Here is a 12,855-nt window from a genome sequence, read left to right as displayed (position 1 = left end):
TTAGCCGGCTTTGGACGTATAGAGGTCCTTGTAGGCTTCGCGCAGCAGGTTCTTCTGCACCTTGCCCATCGTGTTGCGCGGCAGTTCGTCGACGAAGATCACCCGTTTCGGATGCTTGTACCTGGCGAGGCGCCCGGCGATGGCCTCGACGATCCCTGCGGCGCTGATGGTCGAGCCTGGCGCCCTCACCACGACAGCGGTGACGCCTTCGCCGAAATCCGGATGGGCAACGCCGATGACAGCGCTTTCGGCGACGCCAGGCAGCGCGTCGATCTCGCTCTCGACTTCCTTTGGATAGATATTGTAGCCGCCGGAAATGATCAGGTCCTTGCCGCGGCCGACGATGTGGACATAGCCGTCGGCATCGATCAGCCCGAGATCGCCGGTGATGAAGAAACCGTCGTCACGGAACTCCGCTTTGGTCTTTTCCGGCATGCGCCAGTAGCCGCAAAAGACATTGGGACCCCTCACCTCGATCATGCCGACATCGCCCTTGGCAAGTGTTTCGCCGCTCTCGGGGTCGGTGATGCGCAGGGAAACGCCGGTCAGGGGAAACCCGACCGTGCCGGCACGCCGCTCGCCATCATAAGGGTTCGACGTGTTCATGTTGGTCTCGGTCATGCCGTAGCGCTCGAGGATGGCGTGGCCGGTGCGCTCTCGCCAGGCTCTGTGCGTCTCGGCCAACAGCGGCGCCGAGCCGGAAATGAACAGGCGGATGTTTTTCGCCGCTTGCCGGTTCAAACCGTCCTGCTGCAGCAGGCGGACGTAGAATGTCGGCACGCCCATCAGCACGGTGGCGCGCGGCAGCAGCGAGACGATGCGGGCCGGGTCGAATTTGGTTTCGAACAGCATCGAGGCGCCGGCCATCAGGACGACATTGGTGGCGACGAAAAGGCCATGCGTGTGGAAAACCGGCAGCGCGTGAATCAGCACGTCTGCGGCAGTGAAGCGCCAGAGGTCGACCAGCACCCGCGCATTCGAGGCGAGGTTTTCGTGGCTGAGCATGGCGCCTTTCGAACGGCCGGTGGTGCCGGAGGTGTAGAGGATCGCAGCAAGGTCGTCCGGTCCGCGCGCCACGTCGTGGAAGTCCACGGCCGCCTCAGAGGCGCGATCGGTCAACGAACCCTCGCCCTTGCTGCCGAGTGTCGCGACCGCAGCGCCCGAGGCCTGCGCCAAAGCGCCGATCTCGGTCACTCGCGCCGGGTCGCAGACGATCAGTCGCGGCTCGGCATCCCTGAAGAAATAGTCGAGCTCGGTCAGCGTATAGGCGGTGTTGAGCGGCAGGAAGATCGCGCCGGCACGCAGACAGGCGAGATAGAGGAAAATGGCCTCCGGGCTTTTCTCGACCTGAACGGCGACGCAGTCGCCGGCTTCGACGCCCAGCTGCGACACCACATGTGCCAGTTGAGCGGAGCGCGCCAGCATTTCGCCATAGCTGATCGAGCGCCCGTCCTCTGCCTCCATCAAAAGGCGTCCGGGCGTGGGCATCCGGGCACGGAAAGCATCGAACAGATGGTTGCTCATAAGTCCCCCCGAGCGGCTGTCTCCGGCCGAACGGCGGCGGTCAGCCGGCCGCCTTGTCCGCCGCCGCCCTGATTGCCTCGATATTTGCCCGGTAGGCCTCGACGCTGCCGCCCTTGAAGATGGCCGCACCAGCGACCAGCACGCTGGCGCCGGCGGCGGTGACCAGGGGCGCAGTTTCAGGCGAAATGCCGCCGTCGATCTCGATCCGGATCGGCCTGTCACCGATCAGCGCCTTCACCCGCTTCACCTTGTCTACGATCGCCGGAATGAAGGCCTGGCCGCCGAAGCCCGGATTGACCGTCATGATCAGGATAAGATCGAGCCGGTCGAGCACGTATTCGATCATCGTCTCCGGTGTCGCCGGGTTGAGCGACACACCGGCCTTCTTGCCAAGGTTTTTGATCGTCTGCAGCGAGCGGTCGAGATGCGGCCCGGCTTCGGCGTGCACCGTGATGCCGTCGCACCCGGCCTCGGCGAAGGCGGCCAGATAGGGGTCGGCGGGGGCGATCATCAGATGGCAGTCGAAGAAGGCCTTGGTGCGGTTGCGAATCGCCTTGATCACCGGCGGCCCGAAGGTGATGTTGGGGACGAAATGCCCGTCCATGACGTCGAGATGGATCCAGTCGGCGCCGGCGGCCGCCACCGCCTCGACCTCGTCGCCGAGCTTCGAGAAATCGGACGCCAGCACCGATGGCGCGATCAGGGTTTTTTGAGCCATGTCCGCTTCCCGTTGTTGAGCCCCATCGGCGTAATCATCTCGGCGCCGCTTGTCGACAGGAATCCGGCGTCAATACCGCATCCGCGCAGAAGGGGAGAAGCGGTGCGAGCCACTTCTCTCCTGTGCAGACCTTTCCTCCAGTGCAAGGACTTTCCAGGGCAAGGCCTTGGATTTCAGTTCGGATGAAGCCGCGGCCTGGCCGTCCGTGGCAGGAAGAGCTTGCCGTTGCCTTGTTTCACCTTCTGCAGATCGGGCTTCTTCAGCGGCGGCTTGGGCACACAATGTCCACGCACCAGTTTTTCGGTTGCACGGCAGGCGGTGACGATCACCGGGTTCTTGACGCATGCCTTGCCGACCAAATGGTAGCCGCGCTTGCAGTCGATAACGACCGGCGGCTTGCGCACGCATCTTCCGTCGATGCGCAGCTCATTGCGGTTGCACCTGTCGGCGATCACCGGATTCCTTACGCATTCTAGTCCGATCTGATGGTAGCCGAGCAGCAGTGGATGCTGATGCCAATGCACTTGCCATTGACGAGCTTTTCGGTGCTGCGGCACGCGTCTACGAGCGGCCTGTCGATGCATTTGCCGTGGATCAGCTTCTGGCTGGGCAGACATTTACGGCCGGGATCGACGACGACCGGAGGCAGCTTGGGCTGATCGGAATCCGGACGGGTGGTCGAGACGAGATCGTCGGCCTTCGGATCAAAGGTGCGCTTTATGCAGGTGAAATCCTCCGTATCCGTATCGACGGTCGCGATTGAACCGTTCTGCTTGATTTCCTGCAGGGTGCACTGGATCGAGCGCGTCCTGACGATGCTGAGATCGTGCGCGGCGCTCGCCTTGAACACACCGCCATTGTTGAAGGCCGCAGTCGTGCCGGTAAAGAAGGCACCATTCGAGCAACTGATGCGGTAGTGAAACGCGCCCGGCGCATCGCGCTCGACTTCGAACGTCACCTGACCCTTGCACGGGCAGAGTTTCTTGAGGCCGGCGCTGTCGGACACGGTGACCTCGCCCCTGCCAGTCCGAATGAACCGGCGGGTTGACGGGGTTGTCCTGCGGTGAATCGGTGAAGCCGCCGCCGCCGGCACTCGTGCAATGGACGGTGATGTCCTTCCAGCCGTCGAAGGGCTCGAACGGGTCGTTGCCGACAATCTCGGTCTTGTATTGGAAATAGGCGGTGGCGCCGACATCCTCCCATTTTTCATAAAGCGCGAAATAGCCGTTCTTCGCTGCATCGTACGAAGCCCATGCCTGCTGCACCTCGGAGGTGATCGGCCCACCGTCCTTCTGGCGCCAGATGCGCATCGTAACCGGCCCGGCCTGGTTGGCTTGCGCCCGGCTGGTGACCCTGAGCGAAGGGCAAACAGTGCCAGGCGCGGAGCCTGGCTGGTTGGACTGGTATGTCGTCAAGAACAGCCTGACGTCATTCACGTCGAACTCGCCAAAATCGGTGGCGATGTCCTGGACCTTTGGTTTGACGACCGCATCGCAGACGATTTGAACGTCGAACGAGCCATGCTCGGCATAGTGCGATCCGTACAGCGGATGCGGCCAGCTGCCGCCCTGTACTTCGCTGACCGCATTGTCCATGTCGAGAGCAGTGTCGGTGGCTGCCGAGAAACTGGCGTGGAATGTGTGCGTGAATGAATAGGATTTGGTCGGGCCGTCGGCCTGGAGGTGCTGGTTGCACTTGGCGATGATCTCATCGCCATCGGGTACGACGGCGATGCCGGTATTCGATGACAGCGGGATGATGGAGGGATCAAAGGAGAAATTTTCCTGGTGGTCGTAGTCGCGGCTAAGCGGCGAAGCACTCCAGATCGGCGGGAACGCCTGGCACTGGCCTGGTCCGCAGACGCCGAGCGACACGGCGACATCCTGCACATAGCCAGGCCACCAGAGGTCGAGATTCATGTGGCCCCAGAACTGGACGTTGCCGCTTTTCAGCGTGTCCCATTTCTGCTTGTCGCTCGAGCCGACATGGATTGTCGTGTTGGCGCTTTCCGTATGGAATGACATCGATTTTATGTTCGCCTGCTTGGCGAAGGCGGGCGTGCCTGCAAGCGAGGCTGCGATCAATGCACTGGTCGCCACAGTTCGGAAAAGACGTTTGGCTGAAGGCATTTCTCTCTCCTGATGGGTTGATGGGGTCCTTCAGGAGTTTGTCGCTGCTGACTGCCGTAAGGTTCATGCAAGCCGCCGAAATACAGCGCTGCCAAAGAAAGAACCCGCCGGATCGCTCCGGCGGGTTTTGGGTGACGCGAACCATCACCGTTTGAAGTTCCGCGCGCGATCCTCGCGATCCTATTGCTCGAGCTGCGGCTTGCGCCTCCTTGGCACGACCTGCTGAAGAACCTTTGGATTCAGCAGCAGGTTCGGTTTGCGGATCGGCTGGCACCGGCCATTGATCGGCCGCGCGCCCGGTGCGCATTCCAACCGTGGTTTGCGGCAGGCGCCGTCGCGCAGCTCTGTCCCACGCGGGCAGACGCATACGCCACGCTTGTTGTGGATCTGACCAGGTATCGGGCACTCCACCACAACAGGCTTCTTGCGCCTGCAGGCATTGCCTTGCACTTCCGTGCCCCTCGGGCAGACGCAATCGCCAGCGGCATTGTGGATCTGACCACGAATGGTGCACTGCTCCGGCTTCGGCTGGATTGGCCGGCAGGCATTGCCCCTGACTTCCGTACCCCGCGGGCAGACGCAATCGCCAGCGGCGTCGTGGATCTGGCCACGGATGGTGCACTGCTCGGGCCTTGGCTGGATTGGCCGGCAGGCATTGCCTCTGACTTCGGTGCCCCGCGGGCAGACGCAATCGCCGGCAGCGTCGTGGATCTGGCCACGGATGGTGCACTGCTCGGGCTTCGGCTCTTTCCCCACGCAAGCGCCGTTCTCCAGCTCGGTTCCGCGCGGACAGACGCAGCGTCCGTCTTCGGTGCGGATCTGGCCTTTGAGCAGAACGCAAGGTTTTGGCTTCGGCACGATGACCGTGCCGCCCCCGGACGAGCATTGGCCATTGCGGAAGGTCGTGCCGGGCGGGCAGACGCAGTTGCCGGCGTCGTTCATGACGAAGCCTTGCGAGCATTCCTTCTTCACCTCATTCCTGATGGTGAAGGGATGGCAGGCATAGGCCTTGCCACGATCACCCTGCACGTCGGCCGCACCGCGGGACAACACGTCGCCACCGCCTTGCACCGGCGTGTTCGGAGACAGCACGCCGACGCAGTTCTGACCATTGACCGTGCCCTGCAGATTTGCCAGGCGACCGTCGTCGGGAAGCACCACGGTCACGTTGTGAACGTGGCTTTCCCCCGAGCCGATCGTCAAATTGGCAATGCAGGAGGCAGGCAAGGTTGCCGGCTCCGGCGAGCAGCCGAAGGGCGGATCGATCGAGGTGATCGCAACGCCCTCCAGCCGGCCGAGGCCTTCGACGCCGATGGCATCGCCGATGCGAACCGGGCCAGAGAAGGCGCTCGCCCCATCGTTCGTGATGGTGATCTCGAACGAGCAGGGCTGGCCGGGCTTGCACTCGGCATCACCGGTCTTCTCGACGCGGATGGTCGAGGCGCCGCCGCCCTTGGCGCAGGCCTGGCCGATCGGATAGACGATGTCGTCTCCCGGAGCCGGGCCGTAGGAGCCGCGTGCGCAGTTCTCGAATTCGCCGTTCGCGGCAACCGTCAGGTCGAAATGGCGGCTGGTTCCAGGCGTCATAACAGCGCCAGGAATCTGGCAGGACAGTGTGTTGGCCGGAAGCGGTCCGCAAGCCCATTCCGCGCCGTCTGGGGTGACGGTCTGGATCTGGACCGGCGCTCCGCCGGCTATCAGCGTCGCGGCATCGTTGACCCGTACCGGACCGGTCGGGGCAATGGTGCCGAGGCTGATGACGGTAATGCGGCAGGAAACGACCGCAGCACCGGCCAGCGAGGCATTGCATACCTTGGTGATGCGCAGGGCCGGCTGGCCGCCATTCGGATGACGGATGCGTTCCTTGGCGCAGGCCCTGTTGTTGGTGATGTCGTTCTCACCGGGAATAGCCTTCACCTCGGCGCAGTTCTCGACACTGTCGGGCCGGTAGTTGGCCGGCATCACCGCCCTGACGAAGATCGGCGTCGAGGCGCCAGGCAACAGCACGATGCCGGCGGTGTCGCAGCGGAACTGGCCGGGGCCGTTCGGTCCGCATGTCCATGGCGGCGTCGGGCCGAAGGTCGAGGATGCCGGCGCGCCGCCCGGATAGGTATCGACGACCGTCAGCGGCCCATTATAGGGGACGCTGCCATTGTTGATTATGTCGACCACGAAGGTGCAGACGCCATCGGCCGAACAGAATTCGGTGCGGGCGCGCTTCTTCAGGATCAGGTCGACCTTCTTCTCCACCGGCGGCCGGCAGTCGCGGTCACGATCGCCACGCCGGCAGACCGGGATCGATGCACAGCCGCGATCGTTTTGCTGGCTGCCGAAAAGCGGCTTGCCGCTGGCGCCGTAATTGTAAGTGGCGCAGTTGCGCAAGACGCTGCCTCGCCAGCCTGCGGCCGGCTTGAAGCCGAGCTTGAGGTCGACAGAGGCACCCGGATTGAGCGTGGTCACCAGATGAGTGCAAATCATCGGGGTGGTTCCAGGCGCGCAGACCCAAGGCGGGTTCGGCCCTGAATCGAGGGTGGAGCCGGCCGGCAGGGTGACTTCGTCGAGCACGATCTTGCCGTGGTAGGGTGCATCGCCGACATTGGTGACCCTGATGGTGAAGTCGCAGCCGCCGCCCATCGTGCAACGTTGCACGTCGGCGCGCTTTTCGACTTTCAGATCCGGTTCCTTGTCCTTCGGCGGGCAGCGCTGATCACGTGGGATGACGATATCGATGGTCTGCGTACAGCACCGGCCCCAGCCCTCCCTCGGGCCGGCATAGGTTTCGATACCGGTGACGATGATGTGGATGACGTCGCCGGGTGAAGCGCCGACGATCTTCCAATTGAGCACACCGCCGCCGGCCGGCACCAATTGCGTGTCGGGAATGATGGTGATGCCGGGTGTCGTCGTCGAAAGCTGCACCCATTTGCCGGCCATCTCTGGGCCGACCGGCATGTGGTAGATGAAGGCGCCGCCGCCGGGCAAGCAATCGACCGTGCCGCGCTCCACCTTGAAGCATTCCTTGCCGGGAGGTGGAGGCGGCGGGTTGCACCTGGTGACGTCGATCTTGATCGACGTCTTTGCACCCGTGAGATAATTGCCGTCGTCCGGCTTGCCCGGATCCTGCGACGGGATTTCGATGCCGGCGCCGCGTTCGCGGCTCACCTTAACCGCGCCCTGGTTGTGAACGATCGTCGGCGACGGAAACGCCGCATGGTCGATCTTGGCGGTGATCTGGAACGTGATGACGCGCTGGTTCGCAGCGCCGATGCCGTCGAGATCGCTGGCGGAAATCCGGAAATCGGACACCGTCGCGGTATCGTCCGGGCCAGCCGAACTGCTGATCGCAGCGCCGGGCAGCGGTCCGCCGGACGCATCGGTGCCGTCGCCGGTCACATGCACGCCGACGATGCGCAGGCCGTGCGGGAGCTGGTCCCTGAAATCGAGCCTGACCTTTTTCAGCATGGCGGCGAGGTCCGGGCTGGCAAAACCCTGCGGATTGCCGCGCAAGCCAAAGCTCAGCGAGTATACGACATAGTCGCAGCCTCTCTGGGTGCCTTTCTTGGTGAAGAAGGGCACGATCCGGCCCGGCTCCGGATTGACGGTGCGAGGATTGTCGAAATCGAGCCTGGGATCTGGAACGGCAGTGTAGATGCCCGCATCGGCAGGCTTGGTCTTGGCCGGAGCAAGGTCTTCAGCGAAGCCTTGCAGCGGACTCAGCATGGCGACCGCGATACCGGCCGCCATCAGCCAGCGCACGCCGCGCCTGGCGAGTGACAGGGGTTTCATGATGGTCTCCATGACGGATGATTGTTTGCCGGTTGATGGGCTGCTTGTCGCAGGCGGGAAAAATGCGAGATTGCTCATCTTCCCCTCCTCACGGTTCGCAGCTGACGGCTGGGGTTCTGAGCCGCAAGGTCATCTTGCAGCAAGGGTAGTAGCCACCCTTGTCGCTATCGGACTGCCTGTAGAAGCAGAGCCCGACATCGACCGTATCGCCAGGGTAATGGCCGGTGATGCCGATCGTGTATGGCGCGCCGGGCGCATGCGACAGAGGTGAAGTCACCCCAACGCCAGGCGTCCTGGACAGAGCCTTGATCGAATCGCCGCCAAAGCCGGCATGGTCATGGAGATAGAGATCGGCCTCGAGGCCGGGGGGCGTGCAGAAATACCTGACATCCTCGACATCAAGGCAAGGAGGCAGATTGCCGGGGGGCGGAAAGTCCGGCGGATAGAACGGTGGCAGATAGCCGCCCGGCACCTGCTCGTAATAGCCGGCACGGCCTTCGCAGGGGCGCCAGACCTCGACGTCGCCGACATGGCCTTCGACTTCCGGGTCTTCGAAATAATTGTCGAAGTCGACGAACCACGCGCCGAAAGGCGGCATGTTGGCCGGCTTGACCAGTGCCGTCGGCGTGATTTGCACGCCGTGCACGGCGAGCGGCCCGCCGGCTGCGAGTTGTTCGGCAAGCTCCGGGTTGTCGCGCAACTTGTCGCCGGTATCGACCAGCGTGTCGGTGCAGACGCCGGTATCGAGATTGCCTTCGGCATCGTAGCCATATTGCAGGTCGAGGCCGCCGGCCGACTGTCGGTTGTCTTGCGGGAAGCCGACCGCATATTCCTGCGGCACTTCCACCCAGGCCGATTCCGTCGCCGGATCGTCCGGATTTTCGCGCCAGTAGCGGATGACCTCACCCTTGCCGGAATCGGCGAACTGGCTGTAGTCGTAGCGGTTCTCCACCGGGCCGCGCTGGGCCAGGTACATGAAGCCCTCGTTGTCGAAGGCGATGTCGGTGACCGCGTAATCCTTGTCGGCCTTGACCGTCAGTTCCCAGCGCGGGTCGCCGGCGAAACTGCCGTCGCCGGCAACGCCCACCGACCAGATCTCCGCCTTATCACCGACCGAATAATAGAGCCGGCCGCCACGATAGGCGACCGACCAGACGCGGCGCTCGTCCTGCGTGTAGCCCCAGCTGTCGGGGTCCTCGCTGTCGAAGGCAGCACCCTGGATGTCAATCACCGAGCCGTCGTCGGCAAGGGCGGCAAGCCCGTGCGCCGGGCGGCCGGCTATGCCGTGGTCGAACGTGTCGAGCAGCGCGCCATTGGCGTCGATGCGGTGGATGAGGCCGGTGTCGAGATCGCTGGCGAAGAACTGGCGGTGGATATTGTCGAAAGTGACGTCGCCGATGCCGGGACCGCTATTGGCGTCGATATCGGCGAATTTCGAGACGGCGCCGGTGATGCCGTCGATCTTCCAGATCGTTCCGGAGCCGCCGCCGTTTTCGGTGCCGAACTGGCCGTCCATGAAGACCGCGTCAGCCGTGCCGCGGCGCTGCCGCTCCGGCCGGCCGTCGGCGTCGCCGTCTGGCGTGACTATGCGGATGCCGTGCAGCGACGTGGCGCCGGCATAGAGGTTTGGAATGGCCGATGGAACGCCGTCGCGCACGCCGTCGTCGTAGGTGATGCCGAACACCTGGCCGATTTGCCCGGCCGTGACCTCGAACGGTGGCGGGGTGAAGACCAATTGGCCAGACGCCGGCCCGCCCAGCCTTGAGACGTCGAAGATGCGCAAGGTCGCGCGCGCCGTGTCGATGAAGGTTTCGTCGACGGGATCGACGCCCGGCGGCAGGCCTTCCTCGAAATTGGGAATGATGGTGCCGGAGAATCCGGTCACTGCCATTGAGCCGGGATAGATGATCTGGGTTTCCTGAGCCTGGGCCGAGCCACCGAGCCAGAGCCCAGCGGCGAGCGCCAAGATCGACAATCCGCTGGCAGCCTGGATGGCGCGGCGCAAACGGCCGGCACGAGAGCGCACGAACGCGCCGTGGTCGCAAGACATGGATCTCCCCCCACAGGTCATGGGAGAAGCATCCGGTCCCGGCGCGCAAATCAGGGCAAGGCGCGGCGTTCCGGCACGTTCATCCCTGATCGAATTGTCTGCTTTCCTCAACGTCACGATACGCCTGCGTCCGCGCAGGGTCAACGGAACCAGCGAAAAGCCCAGCGCATCGACCCGGTCCCGAAGGCGATGGTCGCGCTGAGTTCCTGCTGTTCCCGGAGACCATGGAGCCTCTGGATCTGTGGTCATGGGGCTTTCCTTTCCGGGGCCGCACCACGCGGCACCTGAGCGTCAGTCGCGGGGCGAGGCGGAAAGGTTCATGGGCCGGGGGCCGGGCCGGCTGGATCACCGCCGGAAAATACGGGCCTGCCGGTCCCGAATCCGATCAACCGCGATGAAAGGTGAACGCCTTGCGCAGAATGCTTGCGCGCCACGCAGCCTGTTCTTATATACGCGCCAAGCCGTCCAGCGCCGAATGCCGGTTGCCGGAGCGGAATTTCTTGTGAACAGGGGCTTTCGTCGGAACGCCTGTACGGGTCCTGAGAGCCTGCTTAGCGGAGAGATTAGAGAAATGGCAAAAGTAATCGGTATCGATCTGGGAACAACCAATTCCTGTGTCGCCATCATGGACGGCAAGGAATCCAAGGTCATCGAGAATGCGGAAGGCGCGCGCACGACCCCTTCCATCGTCGCCATCAACAGCGACGGCGAGCGCCTCGTCGGCCAGCCGGCAAAGCGCCAGGCGGTTACCAATCCTGAGAACACCATTTTCGCGGTCAAGCGCCTGATCGGCCGCCGCTACGACGATCCGGTGACGGAGAAGGACAAGAAGCTTGTCCCCTACAAGATCGTCAAGGGCGACAATGGCGACGCCTGGGTCGAGGCCGGCGGCAAGAAGCAGTCGCCTAGCCAGATCTCGGCGATGATCCTGCAGAAGATGAAGGAAACGGCGGAGGCCTATCTCGGCGAGAAGGTCGAGAAGGCGGTCATCACCGTTCCGGCCTATTTCAACGACGCCCAGCGCCAGGCGACCAAGGATGCCGGCAAGATCGCCGGCCTCGAAGTGCTGCGCATCATCAACGAGCCGACGGCGGCCGCGCTTGCCTATGGACTGGACAAGAAGGAAGGCAAGACGATTGCCGTCTATGACCTTGGCGGCGGCACGTTCGATATTTCGGTGCTCGAAATCGGCGACGGCGTGTTCGAGGTGAAGTCGACCAATGGCGACACCTTCCTCGGCGGCGAGGATTTCGACATGCGTCTGGTCGAATATCTGGCAGCCGAGTTCAAGAAGGAACAGGGCATCGACCTGCGGAACGACAAGCTCGCCCTTCAGCGCCTCAAGGAAGCGGCTGAAAAGGCCAAGATTGAGCTGTCGTCCACCACGCAGACCGAGATCAACCTGCCCTTCATCACCGCCGATGCCACCGGCCCCAAGCACCTGACGCTGAAGCTGACGCGGGCGAAGTTCGAGAGCCTGGTCGAGGATCTCGTCCAGCGCACGATCGATCCTTGCAAGGCGGCGCTCAAGGATGCCGGCCTGAAGGCCGGCGAAATCGACGAAGTCGTCCTGGTCGGCGGCATGACCCGTATGCCCAAGATCCAGGAGATCGTGAAGCAGTTCTTCGGCAAGGAGCCGCACAAGGGCGTCAACCCGGATGAAGTCGTCGCGTTGGGCGCCGCTATCCAGGCCGGCGTGCTGCAGGGCGACGTCAAGGACGTGCTGCTGCTCGACGTGACGCCGTTGTCGCTCGGCATCGAGACGCTGGGCGGCGTGTTCACTCGGCTGATCGAACGCAACACGACGATTCCGACAAAGAAGAGCCAGGTGTTCTCCACGGCCGAGGATTCGCAGTCGGCGGTGACCATCCGCGTCTTCCAGGGCGAGCGTGAAATGGCCGCCGACAACAAGGCGCTCGGCCAGTTCGATCTGGTCGGCATCCCGCCTGCGCCGCGCGGCGTGCCGCAGATCGAGGTCACCTTCGACATCGACGCCAACGGCATCGTCAACGTCTCGGCCAAGGACAAGGGCACCGGCAAGGAGCACCAGATCCGCATCCAGGCGTCCGGCGGCCTTTCGGACGCCGACATCGAGAAGATGGTCAAGGACGCCGAGGCCAATGCCGAAGCCGACAAGAAGCGGCGCGCGCTGGTCGAGGCCCGCAACCAGGCCGAGGCGCTGGTGCATTCCTCGGAGAAATCTCTGAAGGAATACGGCGAGAAGGTTTCCGAGGCCGACCGCACGGCGATTGCCGATGCGATCGCGGCGCTGAAGACCGCTGCCGAAGGCGACGATGTGACCGAGATCGAGGCCAAGACGCAGACGCTCGCCGAAGTCTCGATGAAGCTCGGCCAGGCCATGTACGAGGCTTCGCAGAAGGAAGCCGCCGAGGCCGACGCCAAGGCTGATGCCGCCAAGGACAGTGACGTCGTCGATGCCGACTTCGAGGAAATCGACGAAGACGACGAGAAGAAGAAGTCGGCCTGAACCGCCTGACGGTACAGGTAAGGGAAAAAGCCCGGCGCACAGCCGGGCTTTTTTGCAACCCTTTGCCGGAAAAACGCTGAGCTGCCCGAAAAAATGCGGACAAAGCCTCGTAGACACTGGCATCGCGGCTCCATCACACCTAAATCGGAACAGCGTGCCG

8 protein-coding genes are annotated in these 12,855 nt (G+C 63.5%); 2 read left to right on the top strand and 6 right to left on the bottom strand.

From position 1 onward, the window contains the following. The 4 genes from NKI29_RS22985 to NKI29_RS22970 form a co-directional block, all read right to left on the bottom strand. Entirely contained in the window at positions 1-1,524 is a 1,524-nt protein-coding gene (locus NKI29_RS22985) for a malonate--CoA ligase (RefSeq protein WP_023679847.1), read from the bottom strand. A gap of 40 nt (positions 1,525-1,564) precedes the next feature. After that, positions 1,565-2,242, bottom strand: a complete 678-nt coding sequence (gene rpe / locus NKI29_RS22980; protein ID WP_352571537.1) for a ribulose-phosphate 3-epimerase — start codon at positions 2,240-2,242, stop codon at positions 1,565-1,567. A gap of 173 nt (positions 2,243-2,415) precedes the next feature. Then, positions 2,416-2,697: a hypothetical protein gene (locus NKI29_RS22975; RefSeq protein ID WP_352571538.1), complete on the bottom strand. Its 282-nt coding sequence runs from the start codon at positions 2,695-2,697 to the stop codon at positions 2,416-2,418. A 249-nt stretch (positions 2,698-2,946) separates the two neighbouring features. Beyond that, positions 2,947-4,116 carry a hypothetical protein gene (locus tag NKI29_RS22970; protein WP_352571539.1) on the bottom strand — a complete coding sequence of 390 codons (1,170 nt, stop codon included), beginning with the start codon at positions 4,114-4,116 and terminating at the stop codon, positions 2,947-2,949. 43 nt (positions 4,117-4,159) lie between these two features. Here NKI29_RS22970 and NKI29_RS22965 point away from each other — a divergent pair, with 43 nt between their 5' ends. Continuing rightward, entirely contained in the window at positions 4,160-4,384 is a 225-nt protein-coding gene (locus NKI29_RS22965; RefSeq protein ID WP_352571540.1) for a hypothetical protein, read from the top strand. Positions 4,385-4,551: 167 nt separating this feature from the next. Here NKI29_RS22965 and NKI29_RS22960 read toward each other — a convergent pair whose 3' ends face one another. Then, entirely contained in the window at positions 4,552-8,235 is a 3,684-nt protein-coding gene (locus NKI29_RS22960; protein ID WP_352571541.1) for a DUF7929 domain-containing protein, read from the bottom strand. Positions 8,236-8,245: 10 nt separating this feature from the next. Continuing rightward, a complete protein-coding gene (locus NKI29_RS22955) occupies positions 8,246-10,207 on the bottom strand; it encodes a hypothetical protein (protein WP_023679850.1) in 1,962 nt (653 codons plus the stop codon). Between the two features lie 571 nt (positions 10,208-10,778). On the opposite strand from NKI29_RS22955, the gene dnaK reads away from it, so the two are divergent. Continuing rightward, on the top strand, positions 10,779-12,695 hold the full coding sequence (gene dnaK / locus NKI29_RS22950; protein ID WP_023679851.1) for a molecular chaperone DnaK: 1,917 nt from the start codon (positions 10,779-10,781) through the stop codon (positions 12,693-12,695). Positions 12,696-12,855 lie beyond the last annotated feature (160 nt).

Source organism: Mesorhizobium sp. M0678, assembly GCF_040320505.1.
Classification (GTDB): domain Bacteria; phylum Pseudomonadota; class Alphaproteobacteria; order Rhizobiales; family Rhizobiaceae; genus Mesorhizobium.
This window is presented reverse-complemented; position numbering and strand designations above follow the sequence as displayed.